Here is a 19,907-nt window from a genome sequence, read left to right on the forward strand (position 1 = left end):
CGTCAGCCTGAAGGCAGGACGCGGTTGACCAACCCGAGACCGCGGGCGTACTGGGCCGGGAAGTGGCGCTTGAGGTGCCAGATGACGTTCGCGTCGAACTGCGGTACGACGTAGAGACGTCCGAGGTCGAGGGCGTCGAGCGTCGACGTCGCCACGCTCCCCGGCGAGATGCCCGTCAACCGCATCAGGCGTCCCGCCAGGTCGCGGCTGGCGTCAGTGATCCGGCCGTCGCGGGCGACGTTGGTCTTGACGAAGGTGGGACACAGTACGGTCACGCGGACGCCGGTGCCGGCGAACTCGGCGGCGAGCGTCTCCGACAGCGACATGACGCCCGCCTTGGTCACGTTGTAGGGCCCCATCGACGGGGCTGCGGCGAAGCCCGCCGCCGAGGCGACGTTGATGATGCCGCCGCGTCCCGCCTCGCGGAGCATGGGCGCGAACAGTTCACAGCCGTGCACCACTCCCCACAGGTTGATGCCCACGGCCCAGTCCCAGTCGTCGAATCCGACGTCGCCGACTGTGCGCCCGCCGATGCCCACCCCGGCGTTGTTGATCACCACGGTGGGCGGTCCGCCAAACGTTGCCGTGGCGAACTCCGCGAGCTCTTCGACGTTGGATCTGTTGGCGACGTCGCAGGTCACGGCGTACGCGGTCCGGCCGGTCTCGGACTTGATCTGTGCGACGGTCTCCGCGGCGCGATCGGCGTCGATGTCGGCGCAGATCACTTGACCGCTACGACGAGCCAGCTCGAGGGCGAAGGCCCGGCCGATCCCGCTTCCGGCGCCGGTGACGACCGCCTTCGCGTCGGCCGAGACCGGATCCCGCACCAGCTTGTGGAGAATGCGGTCGATGCCGAACATCTCAATGCCTCCGAACTGGTCCTGCTGCCACTCGGTCGAGCTCTGCGGAGGACGCCCTCGTCATCACTACATCAATGACTGTGTCATTTGTCAATGGCGACGATTGGGGTCGTCGGCGTGCCGAGCGGGAGTGCAGCAGGGGGCAAGAACGGACATGATTCTTATCCGGACAAGTCGACGACGGTGTGGCACGGTGTGAAGTACCCCCCGATCGTCGGGGTGTAACCGTTCAGGAGACACCATGACCATCATTGAAGCGACATCAATCGAAGCGGCGACCGAGGTGCTTGCCCGGTCGACCACGTTGTCCCAGCAAGTCGGATGGGTCGGCTACATCTTCATCGGCGCGATCGCCGGCTGGCTCGCAGGCAAGATCGTCAAGGGCGGTGGATCAGGCATTCTGATCAACATCATTACCGGAATCGTCGGCGCACTTCTCGGCGGTTTCCTGCTCAGCTTCTTCGTCGATACCGCGAGCGGCGGGTGGTGGTTCACCCTGTTCACCGCCATTCTCGGCTCCGTGCTGCTGCTGTGGATCCTTAGCTTCGTGACGGGTTCCAGAAAGGCGTAGCTACGACACGACTTCCGCCCGCGCCGGCTATCCGGTGCGGGCGGAAGTGCTATCGGAGCTTTGCCCCGTAGACCCGTTTGACGTGCAACGACATCAGAACGCGGCGGTCGTCCACCATGACCTTTCGGTACTCCGCCCAGTCGGGGTGTTCACCGGCGCCCAGCCGGTAGTAGTCGACGAGGGCCTCCACCTCCGGCCCGTTCGGATCCGTACCGGGGCCGGTGAGCGTGACATCGCCCTCGGCCGTCGCCCAGGTGTAGCCGTCGGGACTGGTGAACTCGATCGCCGCCCGTGGATCCCGTCGAAGATTGGCCGTCTTGGCGCGCCCTTCGGTCATCGACACGTGAATCACATCGGCGCCTCGGTCGTAGACCGCGGTTACCGGTGACAGCTGCGGCAGGCCGGAGGATTTGATCGTCGCGAGGATGCCGATCTTGGTTTCGGAGATGAGCGAGCGCGGGTCGTAATCAGTCGTCGTCATGACCATGGCAACGGTGCTGGTCGTTGCCGAATTCCCGTCGAGCGGCTCGGTTACGACACCCACTGCACCAGTTGTACGACGATCCCGTTCGGATCGGCGAACTGGCAGTAGCGCTCACCCCACGGTTCGGTTTCCGGTTCGGTCACCACCGGTGCGCCGGCGTTCTTCATGGCCGTGAACGCCGCATCGATGTCGTCGACGATGAAGACGAGCAGCAGCCCCTCCCCCGCGCTTCCCGCTCGGTCGACCGGCTTGAACGTCTCCAGTCCGGTGCGCAAGAAGATGACATTCGGCCCGCCCTCGACCGGGCTGGCGAGGGACACGAAGCCGTCGGCTTCCATCTCGACCCGAAAACCGAGGTGGGTGGTCAGAAACGTTGCCGACGCGCCTGGTTCGTCGACGTTGAGCGAGATCGCCGTGGCGGTAATATTCACATTCAAGCCTTTCCCGTATCTTGTACCGTTAATGTTAACCGTACTAAGTACGTGAATCAAGGAGGATTCGTGGACAGCATCGATCTGCTGTGGCGCAACGAACTGCCGAGTTCGCGTCGCGGACGTCCGCCGAAGTACACGACCGATCAGATCGTCGAGGCGGCGATCGCCGTCGCCGACCGGGAAGGCTCGTTCTTCACTTTGCGCGATGTCGCGGGTGAACTGGGCATTCCGGTCATGTCGCTGTACTCCTACGCCGCCAACCGCGAGCAGCTCGTCGCGCTAATGATCGACGACGTGTACGCGGCCATGCGCTATCGAGAGCCGACCGGCGATTGGCGAGAACGCCTCACCGTGGTCGCCGAAGACAATCGCCGCCTCCTCGCCCAGCACCCCTGGCTGGCCGACATCGAGTCCGAGCGAGCCATTCTGGGCCCGGGCACGTTGGCGAAGTACGAGCGCGAACTAGACGCCGTCGAACCCCTCGACCTGCCGGATTCGGCCAAAGACTCCGTGCTGACGCTCATCCTCGATTTCGTGCGCTCGGGCGCACGGTCGATGGCCCACGCGCAGGTCGAACGCGAGGAGGAGGACCCGGCCCAATGGTGGGAGCGTGAAGGCGCGAAGCTGGCCGTGCTGGGGATCGAGGCGCGGTTCCCCCTCGCGTCCCGCATCGGCGCCGCCGCGGGCGAGGCGCAGGGCGCCGCACGAAACGCCGTAACTGCCTACGAGTTCGGGCTTCAGGTCATCCTCGACGGGATCGCCGCGAAGCTTGCCGCCCAGCCGGATGTCCGACGGAAAGATTAGAGTCCCTGAATATGTCAGCCACCAGCTCCCCCGAACTCCATCCGGCCGATTCCCACGACCTGATCCGCGTCGTCGGCGCCCGCGCGAACAACCTGCGCGACGTCAGCGTCGAGTTGCCCAAACGCCGGCTGACGGTCTTCACCGGCGTGTCGGGTTCCGGCAAGAGTTCGCTCGTCTTCGGAACCATTGCGGCGGAATCGCAACGGCTCGTCAACGAGACGTACAGCGCCTTCGTCCAGGGATTCATGCCCTCCCTCAGCCGGCCGGACGTCGACGTTCTCGACGGCCTGACGACGGCGATCATCGTCGACCAGGAACGCATCGGCGGCAACCCCCGCTCGACGGTCGGCACGATCACCGACGCCAACGCGATGCTGCGCATCCTGTTCAGCCGCTGCAGCGACCCGTACGTCGGGCCGTCGACGGCATTCTCGTTCAACGTTCCGACGGTCAGCGGCAGCGGTGCCATCAAGGTCGGCGACAAGCAGGCCAAGAAGGCCACCTTCGAGAGCCTCGGTGGCATGTGCCCCCGATGCGAAGGGATGGGGGTCGTGTCCGACGTCGACCTCACCGAGATCTACGACGAGGACAAGTCGTTCAGCGAGGGGTCCATCAAAGTTCCCGGTATCACTCCAGACGGCTGGTACGGCCGTGTGTACGGGGGCTCCGGCTTCTTCGACCCGGACAAGCCGATCAAGGAGTTCACCGCGAAAGAACTCGACGCCCTGCTCTACAAAGAGGCGACGAAGATCAAGGTTGACGGCATCAACATCACCTACGAGGGCATCATCCCCCGTATCCAGAAGTCCATGCTGTCCAAGGACATCGACTCGGTGCAACCGCACATCCGCGCCTTCATCGAGCGTGCCGTCACGGGCATGACCTGCCCGGAGTGCGACGGTACGCGGCTGGCCGAGCACGCCCGCAATGCCAAGATCGGCGACGTCAGCATCGCCGACGCGTGCCGCATGCAGATCAGCGACCTCGCGGAATGGGTCGCGGCACTCGACGAGCCGACGGTCGCCCCGCTGCTCGCCAATCTGGTCCACACGCTGGAATCCTTCGTCGAGATCGGCCTCGGCTATCTGACCCTCGAACGGCCGACCGGCACGCTGTCCGGCGGTGAGGCGCAGCGCACCAAGATGATCCGGCACCTCGGCTCGTCGCTGACCGACATCACCTATGTGTTCGACGAGCCGACCGTCGGGCTGCACCCCCACGACATCGCCCGCATGAACAACCTGCTGCTTCGACTGCGCGACAAGGGCAACACGGTGCTCGTCGTCGAGCACAAGCCGGAGACGATCCTCATCGCCGACCATGTGGTCGACCTCGGTCCCGGAGCCGGTACCGATGGCGGCACGATCTGCTTCGAAGGGACGGTCGAGGGGTTGCGCGACAGCGACACGCTCACCGGGCGCCACCTCGGCGACCGCGCGTCGCTGAAGACAACGCTGCGAGAGTCCAACGGCGCCTTGGAGGTTCGCGGTGCGTCGACGAACAATCTGCGCGACGTCGACGTCGATATCCCGCTCGGCGTTCTCGTCGTGGTGACCGGGGTAGCCGGGTCGGGCAAGAGTTCGCTGATCCACGGATCGGTGGCCACTCGCGACGAGGTCGTCACCATTGACCAGTCGGCGATCCGAGGGTCCCGGCGCAGCAACCCGGCGACCTACACCGGTCTTCTCGAACCGATCCGCAAGGCGTTCGCCAAGGCCAACGGCGTGAAACCGGCGTTGTTCAGCGCGAACTCGGAGGGCGCCTGCCCGACCTGCAAGGGCAACGGCGTGATCTACACCGATCTGGCCACGATGGCCGGCGTCGTCACGCGCTGCGAAGAATGCGAAGGACGCCGATTCCGCCCCGAGGTCCTCGAATACAAACTCGGCGGCCGCGACATCAGCGAAGTGCTGGCGATGTCGGTGGCACAGGCGTCGTCATTCTTCGGTGGCGAGGTCGAGGGAAGCGAGGACGCGAAGACCCCGGCCGCACACCGGATCCTGGTTCGGCTCGCCGATGTCGGGCTCGGATACCTGCGCATCGGTCAGCCGCTGACGACATTGTCCGGCGGTGAACGCCAGCGCCTCAAGCTAGCGACGCAGATGGGCGAAAAAGCCAACGTCTACATCCTCGACGAACCGACGACCGGCCTGCACCTCGCCGACGTCGAGAATCTGCTTCGGCTCCTCGATCGTCTCGTCGACGCGGGCAAGTCAGTCATCGTTATCGAGCACCACCAGGCGGTCATGGCGCACGCGGACTGGATCATCGATCTCGGGCCGGGCGCGGGACACGACGGCGGCTCGATCATCTTCGAGGGCACTCCGCAGGCGATGGTCGACGCGAACAGTACGTTGACCGCCCGACACCTGGCCGCCTACGTCGGATAGGTTGGAAGTACGCACAAAACGGACCGGGGAGGTGGCGCGTGCTGGGCATTGTCCTGTTGACAATCGGACTTATCGGACTCGTCCTGACCATCCTCTCGCTCGTCGGGCTCGATATCGACGCGGCCGTCGACTTCGATTTCGATGTCGGTGACTCGGGCGTCGGGCTGCTGTCGCTTCTCACACCGTTCGTCACCGGCTTCGGGTTGATCTCGGGCGGCTTGATGACGTTCCGCGATACGTCGGCCGCCCCCGCACTCGGTGCCGGGGCGTTGACGGGACTCGTGCTCGCCGGCGTCGCCGGGGTGCTACTCGCCTACCTGCTGAAGTCGGGTGCCGAACTGCCCAGCATCGACCTGGTCGGTGCGCGGGTGCGCGTCGTCGAACCGGTCGGCCCCACGCACCTCGGCACCGGCGAGGTGCAAACCGAAACCGGGGCGCGGCAGATCTCGATCACCGCTGACGAGGACTACGTACTGGGCGACTTCGTCCGCATCACCTCCAAGCTCGAAGACCGCAACGTCTACCACGTGCAGCAGTTGCCCTACGACCAGCTTTCCTAACCAGACCGGTTTCCTCAGAAAGGACCACCCACATGTCGACGCTGATCCCCGTCATCGGGGCCGCCGCGGTACTCGTCATCCTGTTCATCCTGCTGCTCCTCTCCCGCTACCGGGTTCCCGGTGCCGAAGAGGCGTTCATCGTCACCGGCACGGGCAAGGGCCATCAGGGCAAGGTGTACCGGGGAACCGGCACTTTCGTGCTGCCCGTCGTGCAGCGCTCCAGCCGCGTGCAGCTGTCGTCGGTCAAGGCCGACCTGGACACCTCGACGCCGGCCAACGACGGCATCGAGCTCAAGGTCCGCGGCGTGGCCGTCGTGAAGGTCGGCGACACCCCGGAGGACATCCTCAAGGCGGGTCCGCGTTTCGGCGACGACCTCGATCGCGTGAAGATCCTCGTCACCGAACAGCTCTCCGGTGAGCTGCGGTCCATCGTCGGCACCATGACCGCCAAGAGCATCCTCGTCGACCGTCAGCAGCTCGTCGACCAGGTCGCCCAGTCGATCAAGGAGATCCTCTCCAACCAGGGTCTTGTGCTCGACAGCTTCTCGATCAACGACGTGCAAGACTCCGACGGCCAGTACTTCAGCGACCTGGCGGCCAAGGAGCGGTCGGATCAGGCGGCGATCGCGGCCCAGTCGCGGGCGGTCGCGCACCGCGTGGCCGAGGAGAGCCGGATCGCGAACGAGCAGGCGGTCATCGAGCAACAGCGCGAACTCGATATCGAGCGCGAAGCGGCTCGTCAGGCCACCGACCGGGCGTCAGCCGAGGCTGACGCCGTGCGCCCCCTCGTCGAGGCGGAGCGCCGCCGCGTCCAGGTCGAGAAGGACAATGAGGTCGCCGAGCAGCAGGCGCGTCTGCGCGATACCGAACTCGACGCCGAGGTTCGTCGCCCGGCCGAGGCCGAGCTGTACGCGGCCCAGCAGCGGGCGGAAGCGAAGAAGGCCGAGATCACCGCGGAGGCGGAGGCTCGTGCGGCGGGTATCCGGATCACCGGTGAGGCCGAGGCGCAGGCGCTGGAGATGCGCGCCGAGGCGCTGGGCAAGCTCGATCAGGTCGGTCAGCTGGAACTCGTGCTGTCCAAGCTGCCCGACATCGTGCGTGCGGCGGCCGAGCCGCTCGGCGACGCCAACATCACGCTCGTCGGCGACTCCGTCGATCCGCTGACCCGCGGCGCCGGCTCGGGTCTTGCCGGAGGGCTAGAGGTCATCCGCGGGACCACGGGCCTCGACATCGCGGGGCTGCTCAACGACCTCGGCGACAAGGTCGTCGGATCTGCCGGCGGCAAGGTCGTAGGATCCGGCGGTAACGGCCAATCGGCCGCCCCGACCGGCGACGCGAACGAGTAGACGCGCTCTCGCCGAGTGGGCACCTCAACCCCGTCGACTGGGCACCTCAACCTCGTCGACTGGGCACCAATACGGGCCGAAGTGGGGGTCCGTGCGCTCGGCGACTGCCCACTCGGCGCAGGTGGGGTGCCCACTCGGCGTAGGTCGACTGCCCACTCGGCGCAGGTGGGGTGCCCACTCGGCGCAGGTGAGGTGCCCAGTCGGCGCTAGCGCTTGAGACCGTGGCGGCGGGCGACCATCGTGGTGACGACACTGCGCGGGACGAGCCGCCTGAGCGTGAAGACCAGCGGCGCGTTGGAACCGACGGCGTAGAACTCGCGCGGCTTGTCGGCCTCGATGGCCTTGACGATCGTCGTGGCCACCTTCGCCGGTGCGATGCCCGCCTGCTCGTTCGCGTCGAGGTGGGCGATCATCGTGTCGTAGTCGTCGCGGTACACCGAGTCCTCGGCGATGTAGTGGGTGCGCCGCTCGCCGATACCGGTCGCGATCGAGCCGGGCTCGACGTGGCTCACCCACACCCCGAACGGCGACAACTCCTGCCGGGCCGACATGGCGAAGCCCTTGAGGGCCGCCTTGGCCGCACAGTAGGACCCGCGATGGGCCAGCGGGAAGCTGGCGAGCATCGACCCGACGGTGATCACCCGGCCGTATCCCTGCTCCCGCATGTGCGGCAGCAACGGCTGCGTCAGCTGCACCGCACCGAAGACGTTGGTCTGGAACAGCCGATCCACCGCGTCGTCGGGGAGCTCCTCGACCGGCCCGGACTGGCTCTCCCCCGCGTTGTGCACGACGATGTCGACGTCGCCGACGGCCTTCGCGCACGATCCGATCGACTGCCGGTCGGACAGGTCGAGCGCGACGTACTCGACACCGGGGATCCGCTTGTCGTCGGGAAGCGCGTCAGGGTTTCGACTCGTCCCGATGACCCGGTATCCACGATCGGCCAGCTGCCGCGCGACCTCGAGCCCGATGCCCGACGATGCCCCGGTCACCAACGCGGTCCGCTTGTCCTTGTTCGCTGCCACTACATACTCCTCGACTCGCCCCGATGTGTTAGAAGCGAGCTTAGCCACGCCGGCGCCGGCTCACCCGAGGCGCATGCCACCGAGCTGAGAGGCGACCGTGTCTACCCGCTGTTGCGCAGTGCGGTCGCGAGCCCGTTCATCGTGATCAGGATGCCCCGCCTCACTTCACGGCTGTCGTCCCCCGCGCGGTACCGGCGCAGGAGCTCGACCTGCAGCAGATTCAGCGGCTCGAGGTACGGATAGCGGTTGTACACCGACCGTTTGAGCGCCGGGTTGTCGGCGAGCAGGTCGTCGTTGCCGGTGATGGCGGCGTGCATCGCGATCGTGAGTTCGTGCTCCGCGACTATCTTGCCGAATACGCGCTCGCGCAGTTGTTCGTCGGGCACGAGTTGCGAATACCGATGTGCCACACCCATATCCGACTTCGCGAGCACCTGGGCCATGTTCGACATGACGCTGGCGAAGAACGGCCACCGGTCGTTGTAGTCCCGCAGTGTCGCGAGACGCTCGGCAGACCCGTCGTCGTCGCCGATCCATTCGGCGAATGCCGAACCCGTCCCGTACCAGCCCGGCAACATCACGCGTGATTGGCTCCACGACAACACCCACGGAATCGCACGCAGGTCGGAGATCTGCTGCGTCTGCTTCCGCGACGCCGGCCGGCTGCCGATGTTGAGCTCACCGATCTCCGACAGCGGAGTCGACGTGGTGAAGTATTCGACGAAGCCGTCGGTCTCGTGCACGAGTTCGCTATAGGCCCGGCGGCCACGGGCGGCGAGATCGTCGAGGATCGCGTAGGCGCGCTCCGATTCGTCGCCCAGCCCCTCGACGTCGAGCAGCGACGACTCGATGGTCGCGGCCAGAATGGTTTCCAGGTTCCGGTGCGCCGACACCGGTTCGGCGTACTTGGCCGCGATGATCTCCCCTTGCTCGGTGATGCGGAGCGAACCCTGCACCGCGCCCGGCGGCTGCGCCAGGATCGCCTCGTAGCTCGGCCCGCCGCCGCGACCGACCGTCCCTCCACGACCGTGAAACAGGCGCAGACGAATGCCCGCGCGCTTCGCCGCGTCCACCAGGTCGAGTTCGGCCCGATACAGCGCCCAGTTCGCCGCGAGGTATCCCCCGTCCTTGTTGGAGTCGGAGTAGCCGAGCATGACCTCCTGGGTGTTCTGCTGCGCCTGCACCACCTGCCGGTAGAGCGGGACGTCGAGCGCGTCGAGAATCGTCCGGGCGCCCTGCTGCAGGTCCTCGATCGTCTCGAACAACGGCACCACCCGCAGCCGGCTGCGGGCGCCCTCCCCTGCCGCGCCGGCGTCGTACAGTCCGGCCTCTTTCAGGAGGATCATCGCCTCGAGCATGTCGCTGACCGACGTGCACATGCTGATCACGTAGTTCGGTACGGCCTCGGGTCCGAAGGTCGCGACGGCTTTGGCGGCCGCGTGCACGATGGCGAGTTCCTTCACCGCCAAATCGCTCAGCGCCGCATCGGCACCGGTCAGCGGGCGTCGCGACTGCAATTCGGCAACCAGCAGATCGACGCGCTCGGGTTCGGAAAGCGAGAGGTAGTCGTCGTGGACGCCGGCCCACGCCAGCAGTTCGGCCACCACCGTCTCGTGCACCTCGGAGTTCTGGCGCATGTCCAGGCCGGACAGGTTGAACCCGAACGTCAGCGCACTCTCGCGGACGCGGAGCAGCCGGTCGTCGGCGATCGTCTGGTCGGCGTTCTCGCGCAACGCCTCGTCGAGCACGTCGAGGTCGGCGCGCAGCTCGTCCTTGTCGGCATACGGCGCGGCCGCGGCGCGGCCACTGGAATCGACGCCCACCAGGTGCGAAAGGGCCGACGCCGACGAACCCAACCGGGACAGCGCGGTGGCGGACAATCGTGCGCGGATAGTCTGCAGCGCGCCGCGGAACGGCTCGTCGGGTGACGCCGCCTCGCCCGGCTGCGCGGAAGCGAGCGCCGACAACGCATCGGGAACGGTGACCAACCGGGCCGACATGCTCAACTCCCGAGCGAGGATCTCGAGCTGTTCGAGGTGATGGGCGAAGGCCAAGCGGGCAGCCGACGACGTCGCGATGCCCACCACCTCGCCGGTGACGAACGGATTGCCGTCGCGGTCGCCGCCGATCCACGATCCCATCCGGACCATCGGGGCGCGCTCCAGACCCGCGGCGGGATAGGCCGAGCACAGTGCCGCGCGGGTCTCGGTGTTGATGCGGGGCACCACCTCGAAGAAGGTGGCGTCGTAGTACCGCAGCCCCGCAGCGATCTCGTCGACGATGGTGAGCCGCTCCAGCCGGATCAGCGCGGTCTGCCACATCGTGAGGATCTGGCGTCGGATGCCCTCGAGTGAGGCCGCCTCCTCGGCCGGGGTGAGTTCGGTGCGGCGGCGCAGGCGCATCAGCTCGGTGATGCGATTCTGCGCCTCGAAGATCGTCCGCCGCCTGGTCTCCGTCGGGTGGGCGGTGATGACCGGCACCACGGTGGCGTCGGCGAGCTTCTCACCCACCTGCTCGTCGCTGAGACCGGCGGCGCCGAGTTTGGCGTAGGTGGCCGCCAGACTGCTGTTCTGCGGGGTATCGCCGGCGCGGAGGTGAATCGCGCGCCGCCGTTCCCGATGCAGGTCTTCGGCGAGGTTGGCCAGGAGTGCGAACAGTGAAAAGGCGCGGGCGACGGGCAGCAGTTCGGTCGCCGGCTCCGGCACGAATCGTTCCACCAGATCGTCGCGATCGATCTCGTTCTCACGGATGTCGAAGGCCGCTTGCCGGGAGCCCTCGACCAGGTTGAACGTCGAGGTGCCCGAGTGCTCGCGGATGATGTCGCCGAGCATCCCGCCCAAGAGCCGGATGTCCTCGCGCAGCGGTTCGGTGAGAGCCCTGTCGGTCTTGTCGACCTCGAGATGGCTGACGATGGTGCCGCTCGGGCGCCATTGCGCGGAGTGGACGGGAACAGCTGGACCGGACGCAGGATCACCCATGCGTCGAGTATTGCCGAAGGCCGGTGACCCGGCTACCGGTAGCGGTGTTGCGCCGGTTACTCCGCGACGAGCTTGATGTAGAGCTCCATGCCGATGATCAGCACGACCCACAGGAATCCGACGATGATGGTCAGATAGTCGAGGTTGCGCTCGACGACGCTCGACCCGGACAGGCTCGACTGCACACCGCCGCCGAACAGCGACGACAGGCCGCCACCCTTACCCCGATGCAGCAGCACCAGCACCACCAACAACAAGCTGGTGACGACGATTGCGATCTGGAGTGCGAGTTTCACGGTGGTCAGGTCCTTGCTCTAAATCGGTTCCGGGGCCGCAGGGCCACCGAAAAGTGTACGCGACGACGATCGCCGGCTACGGCAGCGGCCCGCCGGCGGCGATCGCGGAGAGTGTCGCGAACTCCTCGGCTTTGAGGGAGGCGCCCCCCACGAGTGCGCCGTCGACGTCGGCCTGGGCGATGAGGTCGCCGATGTTCTTCGCGTTCACCGAGCCGCCGTAGAGCACCCGGATCTTCTCCGCGACCGAATCGTCGGCGAGCTCGGCGATTGTGGCGCGCACCGCGGCACACACTTCCTGCGCGTCGTCGGCGCTGGCCACCCGACCGGTTCCAATCGCCCACACGGGCTCGTAGGCGATGACCGTCTTGGCGATCTCGCCGGCCGACAATCCGGCCAGCGAACCTTTGAGCTGTTCGGTGTTGAAGGACAGGTGCTCGCCGGCTTCACGCACGTCGAGGCCTTCGCCGATGCAGACGATCGGGGTCAGCTCGTGCCGCAGCGCGGCCTTCGTCTTGGCGAGCACGACCTCGTCGGTCTCGTTGTGATAGGTCCGGCGCTCGGAATGGCCGACGACGACGAACGTGCACCCGAGCTTGGCGAGGAAAGCGCCGCTGATCTCGCCGGTGTAGGCACCCGAGTCGTGCTCGGAGAGGTCCTGCGCGCCGTAGGTGAGCAGCAGCTTGTCCCCGTCGACGATGGTCTGGACGCTGCGGATGTCGGTGAACGGCGGGATGACCGTCACGTCGACCTTGTCGTAGTACTTGTTCGGCAGCCGGAAGTCGATGTTCTGCACCAGGGCGATCGCCTCCAGGTGCGTCATGTTCATCTTCCAGTTGCCGGCGATGAGCGGCTTGCGGGTGGTCGACACGATCCTCACGCCTCCAAAACGGTGAGCCCGGGCAGTTGTTTGCCCTCGAGGTACTCCAACGATGCTCCACCGCCGGTCGAGATGTGCGAGAAGTCGCCGTCCGGGATCCCGAGCGCACGCACCGCGGCCGCCGAGTCGCCACCGCCGACCACCGTGAAGGCGCCGTCCGCGGTCGTCGCGGCGATGGCTTCCGCGACGCCCTTGGTGCCCGCGGCGAACTTGTCGAACTCGAACACACCCGACGGGCCGTTCCAGAACACGGTCTTCGCCGCCGACAGCACGGCGGCGAACCGCTTGACCGACTCCGGCCCGATGTCGAGGCCCATCCAGCCGTCCGGGATCTCGTCGGCCGGCACCGTCTTCGCCTCCGCGTCGGCGGCGAACTTGTCGGCGACCACGACGTCGACCGGCAGGCGGATCACGTCGGCGAATCGATCGAGCAGATCCTTGCAGACGTCGATCTGGTCCTCCTGCAGCAGCGAGGTGCCCACGCCGAGTCCCTGTGCGGCCAAGAAGGTGAACGCCATGCCGCCGCCGATGACCAGCGTGTCGACCTTCGGGGCGAGCGCTTCGATGACGCCGAGCTTGTCGGAGACCTTCGAGCCGCCGAGCACGACCGCGTAGGGGCGCGCCGGGTCCTCGGTGAGCCGTGACAGCACGTCGACCTCGGCGGTCACCAGGTCGCCTGCATAGTGCGGCAGCAGTTTGGCGACGTCGTAGACCGAGGCCTGCTTGCGGTGGACGACGCCGAAGCCGTCGGAGACGAAGGCGCCGTCGGGACCGGTCAATTCGGCCAGCGCTTCGGCCAGCGCCTCCCGCTCGGCGTCATCCTTGCTGGTCTCGCGCGGGTCGAACCGCACGTTCTCCAGCAGCAGCACGTCGCCGTCGGTGAGCCCTTCGGCGCGCGCCAGCGCATCGGTCCCGACGACGTCGGCGGCAAGCTGGACGTTGCGGCCCAGCTCCTCGCCGAGCCGCTCGGCGACCGGCGCCAACGACAGCTTCGGATCCGGCTCCCCCTTGGGCCGCCCCAGGTGGGCGGTGACGATGACGCCGGCACCGGCCTCGGCGAGCTTGCGGATCGTCGGCGCCGACGCCACGATCCGGCCCGGATCGGTGATGGCGCCGTCGTCGAGCGGGACGTTCAGATCCGAGCGCACCAGGACGATGCGGCCGGCGACCCCGGTCTCCAACAGGTCGGCGAGGGAGGGCACTGCCATGCGAGGACTCCTTGACGAACTGGATCGACGGGCGGGTTACAGCGACTTGCCGACGAGGCCGATCAGGTCGACCAGGCGGTTCGAGTAGCCCCACTCGTTGTCGTACCACGAGACGACCTTGGCCTGGTCGTCGATGACCTTGGTCAGACCGGCGTCGAACAGCGAGCTGTGCGGGTCGGTGACGATGTCGCTCGAGACGATGGGCGCGTCGTAGTACTTCAGGATGCCCTTGAGCTTGCCCTCGGCAGCCGCCTTCATCGCGGCGTTGATGTCTTCCACGGACGCCGTCTTGGCGAGCTGCGCGGTCAGGTCGGTGACCGAACCGGTCGGGATCGGCACGCGCAACGCGTAGCCGTCGAGCTTGCCCTTCAGCTCCGGCAGGACCAGGCCGATCGCCTTGGCCGCGCCGGTCGAGGTCGGCACGACGTTGATCGCGGCGGCGCGGGCGCGACGCAGATCCTTGTGCGGGCCGTCCTGCAGGTTCTGGTCCTGCGTGTAGGCGTGCACGGTGGTCATGAGGCCCTTGACGATGCCGAACTCGTCGTTGAGGACCTTGGCCAGCGGGCCGAGGCAGTTCGTGGTGCACGAAGCGTTCGAGATGATGTTCTGGCTGCCGTCGTACTGGTCGTCGTTGACGCCCAGCACGATGGTGATGTCCTCGTCGGAGGCCGGTGCGGAGATGATGACCTTCTTGGCGCCGGCATCGAGGTGGCCCTGGGCCTTGTCGCGGGCGGTGAAAATGCCGGTCGACTCGACGACGACGTCCACGCCCAGGTCGCCCCACGGAAGCGCCGCCGGGCCTTCCTTGACCTCGAGGGCCTTGATCTTCTTGTCGCCGACGACGATGGTGTCCTCGCCCTCCAGGCGGACATCCTCGGGCAGACGGCCCAGGATCGAGTCGAACTTCAGCAGGTGGGCCAGCGTGGCGTTGTCGGTCAGGTCGTTGACCGCGACGATCTCGATGTCGGTGGTGCCCAGCGCCTTCTGCGCCTCGACGGCGCGGAAGAAGTTACGGCCGATCCGGCCGAATCCGTTGACGCCTACGCGAACAGTCACGTGCTTTCTCCTTCGTGGGTCGGCGCGTGTCGATTCCTCGCGCCGGGGGTTGGGGCGGATCCTGCTGTTGGTATGCGCCTTAGCGTAGTCGGTGCGCCCCGGCCGGGCACTGTCCGGGTCTCACGCCTCGTCGAGCAGTTCGGAAGTGACGACGGACTCGGTGTCGGGGATGCCGTCGGTGCGCGCCTTCTTGTCCGCCATGGACAGCAGCCGCCGGATTCGGCCCGCCACCGCGTCCTTGGTCATCGGCGGGTCGGCGAGCTTGCCCAGCTCCTCCAGGGAGGCCTGGCGGTGGGTCACGCGCAGCTGGCCGGCCGCGATCAAATGATCGGGCACCTCGTCGCCGAGAATCTCCAGCGCCCGCTCGACCCGAGCAGCCGCCGCGACCGCGGCCCGGGCGGACCGCCGCAGATTGGCGTCGTCGAAGTTGGCCAGCCGATTGGCCGTGGCCCGGACCTCGCGGCGCATCCGCCGCTCCTCCCAGTCCAGCCGCGTGTCCTGGGCGCCCATCCGGGTGAGCAGCGCGCCGATGGCCTCGCCGTCGCGGATCGCGACGCGATCGGCGCCGCGAACCTCGCGGGCTTTCGCCGAGACCCCCAAGCGCCGCGCGGCGCCGACCAGCGCGAGGGCGGCCTCCGGGCCCGGACAGCTGACTTCCAGTGCCGACGACCGACCCGGTTCGGTCAGTGAGCCGTGCGCCAGAAACGCTCCGCGCCAGGCCGCTTCGGCATCGGCGATGCTGCCGCCGACCACCATCGCGGGCAGGCCGCGCACCGGTCGGCCCCGCTGGTCGAGCAGCCCGGTCTGCCTGGCGAGCGCCTCGCCGTCCTTGACGACGCGGACGATGTAGCGCGCGCTCTTGCGGATGCCTCCGCTGCGCAGCACGTGAACATCGGACGGATATCCGTACAAGTCGTGGATCTCGCGCCGCAGACGCCGCGCGACGTTGCCGGTGTCGACCTCTGCTTCGACGACGACGCGCCCGCCGACGATGTGCAGCCCGCCGGCGAAGCGCAGCAACGCCGCGACTTCAGCGCGGCGACAGCTCTGTTGTGTCACCGTCAGACGACTGAGTTCGTCCTTGACCGCCGCTGTCATGGCCACCGCTGTCGATCCTCCACTCACGTGTCGTCTCCCGCTCTCTATGCCAATTCCCGGCGGGGCGAGCGCTTCCCCGACGGTGGTGGGTTCGTTTGAACCAGCCCGGCCACCGCCTCGGCGACCCGCGACGGATCGTGGACGTGTTGCCCGGGCAACGCGAGATCCCCGACGTGTAGCTGAGCGCCGAACAGCGCGGCCGCACGCGCGAGATGCTCACGTTCCCGGCCGGCCGGGACAGAACTCTCGTCGACGATCACATCGTCGATCCGGAGCCTGTCCGCATGTGCGTGCAGGACGTGGAGGTGGCGCTCGACCGAGAAGCCGGGCGTCTCCCCCGGCTCCGGCGCGAGATTGACTATCAGCATCTTACGTGCAGATGTCGAAATGAGCGCGTCGAGCTGATCCGGCACCAGGACGTGCGGGATCACGCTGGAGAACCACGACCCCGGTCCGAGTACGACCAGATCCGCCTGCTTGATCGCGTTGACCGCATCGGCGCTGGCGGGCGGCGATTCCGGAAGCAGACGCACGCGGCGCACCTTGCCCGGAGTTGTGGCGACCGCCACTTGCCCTTGAATGCAGCGACTCAGTCTCGGATCGGCCTCGAGCCCGGTGACGTCGGCCTCGATCGTGAGCGGCGCCGTCGACATCGGCAACACCCTGCCCGTGACTTCGAACAGTTCGCGAAGGCGGTCCAGTGCCTCCACGGCGTCGCCGAGCAGTTCGGTTAGACCGATCAGCAGCAGATTCCCGATCGGGTGCCCGGCCAGTGCGCCGTGGCCGCCGAATCGGTGCTGGAGCAACCGGCCCCACAGCTGGGCGTCCTCGACGCTGCGCCCGTCGGCGGCCGCGTCGTCGAGCGCGGCCGGTGCGACGAGGAGCGCCGCCAGCGCCATGCGGAGGTCGCCGGGAGGAATCAGGTCGAGTTCGCTGCGCAGCCGGCCCGACGACCCACCGTCATCGGCGACGGTGACGATCGCGGTGATATCCGGACTGAGGTAGCGCATCGCGGTGAGCGTCGCGTACAGCCCGTGCCCGCCGCCGAGGGCGACGACGCGAGGGGTATCCGGCTCGGCGGTCATTCGCGCCCCAGATCGCGGTGCATCACCCGCACGTCGAACTTCGTCCCGTCGGCGCGCTGGCCCTCGGTCAGGCGGCGGGCGAGTTCTTCGGCCATCGCGACGCTGCGGTGCTTGCCGCCGGTGCAGCCGATGCCGACGCTCATGTAGCGCTTGCCCTCGCGCAGATAGCCGTCGGCCACCAGCCGGATGATGTCGGCGTAGAGGCGGGCGAACTCGTCGGCGCCCTCTTGACCGAGGACGTAGTCGCGCACGGGCGCGTCGGTGCCATTGTGTTCGCGCAGTTCCGGGATCCAGAATGGGTTCGGCAAGAAGCGCACGTCGGTCACCAGGTCGGAGTCGATCGGCAGCCCGTACTTGAACCCGAAGGACTGGATCGACACCGACAGCCCGGTGTTGCTGGCGGTGTCCTCCGAGGCGTTGGCGAGGACCTCGCGCAGCCGCGCCACCGAGAGCGACGATGTGTCGACGACCAGATCCGACTGTTCCTTGACGCCGGCGAGATAGTCGCGTTCCCGGCCGATCGCCTCGACGAGGGTGTCGTCGGTCTGCAGCGGATGCCGGCGGCGGACCTGCTCGAACCGGCGGACCAAGACCTCGTCGCTGGCATCGAGGAAGACCTGCCACACCGAGGTGCCCGCTGCCTCCAAATCGGCCCGTAGCGCGGCCAATTCGGCGCTGAAGTGTTCGTCGGTGCCGCGCACGACCATCGCCAGGCGCGACGTCTGGTCGCCACCCGTTCGCGCGAGTTCGACGAGCTTGCCGATCAGCGTGACCGGGACGTTGTCGGCGACGTACCAGCCGTCGTCCTCGAAGACGTCGGCCGCGGCGGAGCGACCCGCACCGGACATGCCGGCGATGAAGACAACCGTGATCTCAGTCATCGTTCTCCTGTCTACCCACTGCTAGCGCCTCGTGGACCGTCTTTGCCGTTGTTGGGCCGATTCCAGGAACCGCGGCGATCTCGTCGACGCTGGCGGCCCGGAGATTCGCCACCGAACCGAAGGCGGTGACCAGGGCCGTCCGGCGCGTCGGCCCTAGGCCCGGGACGGCATCCAGGGCCGAGGTGGTCATCCGCTTGCTCCGCTTGCTCCGGTGGAAGGTGATGGCGAACCGGTGCGCCTCGTCGCGCACGCGTTGCAGCATGAACAGCCCCTCGCTGGTGCGCGGCATGATGATCGGTTCGTCGTCGCCGGGCGCCCAGATCTCCTCCATCCGCTTGGCCAGGCCGACGACGGTGACGTCGGTGATCCCGAGTTCGTCGAGGACCGCCGCGGCGGCGTGCGTCTGCGGCGCACCGCCGTCGACGACGAAAAGGTTTGGCGGATAGGCGAAGCGGCGAGGTTTGCCGGTTTCCGGATCAACGGCCGAGACGGGAGCATCCGCTTCGGATCGATGGCGCAGGAAGCGGCGCCTGGTGATCTCGGCGATCGAGGCGACGTCGTCGGAGCGACCGTCGCCCGCCGCCTCTTTGATCGAGTAGTGGCGGTAGTCGGATTTGCGCGGCAGCCCGTCTTCGAAGACGACGAGCGAGGCGACCACGTCGGTGCCCTGGACGTGCGAAATGTCGACGCATTCGATCCGCAGCGGTGCCGAGTCCATCCCCAGATACTCCTGGATCTCGGTGAGTGCCGCAGAACGAGAGGTGAGATCGCCGGCCCGGCGCAGCTTGTGCAGGGCCAGCGCCTCGCTGGCATTGCGCTCGACCGTCTCCAACAGGTCGCGCTTGTCGCCGCGCTGCGGGACGCGCAGCCGGACCCGCGAACCGCGGAGCCCGGTGAGCCACTCGGCCAATTCGTCCGCGTCCTCGGGCAGTTCGGGAACGAGGACTTCCCGGGGAACCGACTCGCCCAGCTCGCGGCTGGCCGACATGGCGACGGTCGCGTCCTGGTCGGCCTGCGCACCGTAGAACTGGGTGAGGAACTGCTCGACCTGGCTGCCGAGGGTGTCGTCGTCGGGCCGTTCGACGACCCATCCCCGCTGACCGCGCACCCGCCCGTCCCGGACCTGGAAGACCTGCACCGACGTCTCCAGTTCATCGCCGACCATCGCCACGACGTCGGCGTCGGTCCCGTCGCCGAGAACGACCGTCTGCTTCTCCATCGCCCGACGCAGTGCGGTGGCGTCGTCGCGCAGCCGGGCGGCGCGTTCGAAGTCCAGGTCGTCGGAGGCCTTGCGCATCTGCCGCTCGACGTCGGCGATCATCTTGTCGGTGCGCCCGGACAGGAAATCGCAGAAGTCGTCGACGATCTCCCGGTGCTCGTCGGCCGTGACCCGCCCGATGCAGGGCGCCGAGCATTTGTCGATGTAACCGAGCAGGCAGGGCCGCCCGATCTGATTGTGCCGCTTGAAGACTCCGGCCGAGCAGGTCCGGGCCGGGAACACCCGGGTCAGCAGGTCGAGGGTTTCCCGGATGGCCCACGCGTGGGAGTAGGGCCCGAAGTAGCGCACACCTTTGCGTCGGGGACCGCGGTAGACGAACAGACGCGGGTACTCCTCGTTGAGGGTGACTGCCAGCATCGGATACGACTTGTCGTCGCGGTAGCGGACGTTGAACCGCGGATCGAACTCTTTGATCCAGTTGTATTCGAGCTGGAGCGCTTCGACCTCCGTGGTCACCACGGTCCACTCGACCGAAGCGGCGGTCGTGACCATCTGGTGGGTGCGCGGGTGCAACGACGCGACGTCGGCGAAGTACGAGGTCAGGCGGGAGCGCAGGCTCTTGGCCTTGCCGACGTAGATGACCCGGCCGTGGGGATCCCGGAACTTGTACACCCCTGGCTGGGTGGGGATCGACCCTGGCGCGGGTCGGTAGGTCGAGGGATCGGGCACGGGTCC

Annotated in this window: 18 protein-coding genes; 5 read left to right on the top strand and 13 right to left on the bottom strand. The window is 67.4% G+C overall.

The genetic code is table 11. The features are described from left to right. Positions 1 to 2: 2 nt before the first annotated feature. Complete coding sequence (locus GOARA_RS14190; RefSeq protein WP_007323096.1) at positions 3 to 860, bottom strand: SDR family NAD(P)-dependent oxidoreductase; 858 nt, start codon at positions 858 to 860, stop codon at positions 3 to 5. Positions 861 to 1,101: 241 nt separating this feature from the next. Here GOARA_RS14190 and GOARA_RS14195 point away from each other — a divergent pair, with 241 nt between their 5' ends. Beyond that, a complete protein-coding gene (locus GOARA_RS14195) occupies positions 1,102 to 1,431 on the top strand; it encodes a GlsB/YeaQ/YmgE family stress response membrane protein (protein ID WP_007323097.1) in 330 nt (109 codons plus the stop codon). A gap of 49 nt (positions 1,432 to 1,480) precedes the next feature. Here GOARA_RS14195 and GOARA_RS14200 read toward each other — a convergent pair whose 3' ends face one another. Both GOARA_RS14200 and GOARA_RS14205 read right to left on the bottom strand, forming a co-directional pair. After that, the gene (locus GOARA_RS14200) at positions 1,481 to 1,912 is read right to left on the bottom strand and encodes a PPOX class F420-dependent oxidoreductase (protein WP_040523483.1); all 432 of its coding nucleotides are present in this window, start codon (positions 1,910 to 1,912) and stop codon (positions 1,481 to 1,483) included. Positions 1,913 to 1,962: 50 nt separating this feature from the next. Next, positions 1,963 to 2,346: a VOC family protein gene (locus GOARA_RS14205; RefSeq protein WP_007323099.1), complete on the bottom strand. Its 384-nt coding sequence runs from the start codon at positions 2,344 to 2,346 to the stop codon at positions 1,963 to 1,965. 69 nt (positions 2,347 to 2,415) lie between these two features. Between GOARA_RS14205 and GOARA_RS14210 the strand changes: the two genes are divergently transcribed. From GOARA_RS14210 to GOARA_RS14225, 4 genes are read left to right on the top strand one after another with little or no spacing between them, the layout of a single operon-like run. After that, a complete protein-coding gene (locus tag GOARA_RS14210; RefSeq protein WP_007323100.1) occupies positions 2,416 to 3,153 on the top strand; it encodes a TetR/AcrR family transcriptional regulator in 738 nt (245 codons plus the stop codon). A gap of 11 nt (positions 3,154 to 3,164) precedes the next feature. After that, positions 3,165 to 5,543 carry an ATP-binding cassette domain-containing protein gene (locus GOARA_RS14215; RefSeq protein WP_007323101.1) on the top strand — a complete coding sequence of 793 codons (2,379 nt, stop codon included), beginning with the start codon at positions 3,165 to 3,167 and terminating at the stop codon, positions 5,541 to 5,543. Positions 5,544 to 5,599: 56 nt separating this feature from the next. Beyond that, positions 5,600 to 6,103, top strand: coding sequence for a hypothetical protein (locus tag GOARA_RS14220; RefSeq protein WP_245548432.1), 504 nt, complete (start codon positions 5,600 to 5,602; stop codon positions 6,101 to 6,103). Positions 6,104 to 6,135: 32 nt separating this feature from the next. After that, positions 6,136 to 7,449 carry a flotillin family protein gene (locus GOARA_RS14225; protein ID WP_007323103.1) on the top strand — a complete coding sequence of 438 codons (1,314 nt, stop codon included), beginning with the start codon at positions 6,136 to 6,138 and terminating at the stop codon, positions 7,447 to 7,449. Between the two features lie 206 nt (positions 7,450 to 7,655). On the opposite strand, the gene GOARA_RS14230 is transcribed toward GOARA_RS14225, so the two are convergent. From GOARA_RS14230 to uvrC, 10 genes are all read right to left on the bottom strand, one after another. Then, positions 7,656 to 8,474, bottom strand: coding sequence for an SDR family oxidoreductase (locus GOARA_RS14230; RefSeq protein WP_007323104.1), 819 nt, complete (start codon positions 8,472 to 8,474; stop codon positions 7,656 to 7,658). A 101-nt stretch (positions 8,475 to 8,575) separates the two neighbouring features. After that, entirely contained in the window at positions 8,576 to 11,452 is a 2,877-nt protein-coding gene (gene ppc, locus GOARA_RS14235) for a phosphoenolpyruvate carboxylase (protein WP_007323105.1), read from the bottom strand. A gap of 56 nt (positions 11,453 to 11,508) precedes the next feature. After that, on the bottom strand, positions 11,509 to 11,748 hold the full coding sequence (gene secG / locus GOARA_RS14240; RefSeq protein WP_007323106.1) for a preprotein translocase subunit SecG: 240 nt from the start codon (positions 11,746 to 11,748) through the stop codon (positions 11,509 to 11,511). A 76-nt stretch (positions 11,749 to 11,824) separates the two neighbouring features. Then, on the bottom strand, positions 11,825 to 12,616 hold the full coding sequence (gene tpiA / locus GOARA_RS14245) for a triose-phosphate isomerase (protein ID WP_007323107.1): 792 nt from the start codon (positions 12,614 to 12,616) through the stop codon (positions 11,825 to 11,827). A gap of 5 nt (positions 12,617 to 12,621) precedes the next feature. After that, a complete protein-coding gene (locus GOARA_RS14250; RefSeq protein WP_007323108.1) occupies positions 12,622 to 13,833 on the bottom strand; it encodes a phosphoglycerate kinase in 1,212 nt (403 codons plus the stop codon). Positions 13,834 to 13,869: 36 nt separating this feature from the next. Continuing rightward, positions 13,870 to 14,889 (bottom strand): type I glyceraldehyde-3-phosphate dehydrogenase, encoded by a 1,020-nt coding sequence (gene gap, locus GOARA_RS14255; RefSeq protein WP_007323109.1) that lies wholly within the window; start codon positions 14,887 to 14,889, stop codon positions 13,870 to 13,872. Positions 14,890 to 15,009: 120 nt separating this feature from the next. Next, positions 15,010 to 15,987, bottom strand: a complete 978-nt coding sequence (gene whiA, locus GOARA_RS14260; RefSeq protein WP_211599508.1) for a DNA-binding protein WhiA — start codon at positions 15,985 to 15,987, stop codon at positions 15,010 to 15,012. A 44-nt stretch (positions 15,988 to 16,031) separates the two neighbouring features. After that, positions 16,032 to 17,072 carry a gluconeogenesis factor YvcK family protein gene (locus tag GOARA_RS14265; RefSeq protein WP_007323111.1) on the bottom strand — a complete coding sequence of 347 codons (1,041 nt, stop codon included), beginning with the start codon at positions 17,070 to 17,072 and terminating at the stop codon, positions 16,032 to 16,034. Beyond that, positions 17,069 to 17,953, bottom strand: a complete 885-nt coding sequence (rapZ, locus tag GOARA_RS14270) for an RNase adapter RapZ (protein WP_007323112.1) — start codon at positions 17,951 to 17,953, stop codon at positions 17,069 to 17,071. The genes GOARA_RS14265 and rapZ overlap by 4 nt, the downstream gene beginning before the upstream one ends. Continuing rightward, positions 17,946 to 19,901 carry an excinuclease ABC subunit UvrC gene (gene uvrC, locus GOARA_RS14275; RefSeq protein WP_040523434.1) on the bottom strand — a complete coding sequence of 652 codons (1,956 nt, stop codon included), beginning with the start codon at positions 19,899 to 19,901 and terminating at the stop codon, positions 17,946 to 17,948. The genes rapZ and uvrC overlap by 8 nt, the downstream gene beginning before the upstream one ends. Positions 19,902 to 19,907 lie beyond the last annotated feature (6 nt).

Origin of the sequence: Gordonia araii NBRC 100433 (genome assembly GCF_000241265.1) — a bacterium.
GTDB classification, from domain to species: domain Bacteria; phylum Actinomycetota; class Actinomycetes; order Mycobacteriales; family Mycobacteriaceae; genus Gordonia; species Gordonia araii.

Bases quoted from the DNA above. Each gene is read 5' to 3' on its own strand.
- GOARA_RS14190 (WP_007323096.1), bottom strand. From the start codon at position 860: ATGTTCGGCATCGACCGCATTCTCCACAAGCTGGTGCGGGATCCGGTC.
- GOARA_RS14195 (WP_007323097.1), top strand. From the start codon at position 1,102: ATGACCATCATTGAAGCGACATCAATCGAAGCGGCGACCGAGGTGCTT.
- GOARA_RS14200 (WP_040523483.1), bottom strand. From the start codon at position 1,912: ATGACGACGACTGATTACGACCCGCGCTCGCTCATCTCCGAAACCAAG.
- GOARA_RS14215 (WP_007323101.1), top strand. From the start codon at position 3,165: ATGTCAGCCACCAGCTCCCCCGAACTCCATCCGGCCGATTCCCACGAC.
- GOARA_RS14225 (WP_007323103.1), top strand. From the start codon at position 6,136: ATGTCGACGCTGATCCCCGTCATCGGGGCCGCCGCGGTACTCGTCATC.
- ppc (WP_007323105.1), bottom strand. From the start codon at position 11,452: ATGGGTGATCCTGCGTCCGGTCCAGCTGTTCCCGTCCACTCCGCGCAA.
- GOARA_RS14250 (WP_007323108.1), bottom strand. From the start codon at position 13,833: ATGGCAGTGCCCTCCCTCGCCGACCTGTTGGAGACCGGGGTCGCCGGC.
- whiA (WP_211599508.1), bottom strand. From the start codon at position 15,987: ATGACAGCGGCGGTCAAGGACGAACTCAGTCGTCTGACGGTGACACAA.
- GOARA_RS14265 (WP_007323111.1), bottom strand. From the start codon at position 17,072: ATGACCGCCGAGCCGGATACCCCTCGCGTCGTCGCCCTCGGCGGCGGG.
- rapZ (WP_007323112.1), bottom strand. From the start codon at position 17,953: ATGACTGAGATCACGGTTGTCTTCATCGCCGGCATGTCCGGTGCGGGT.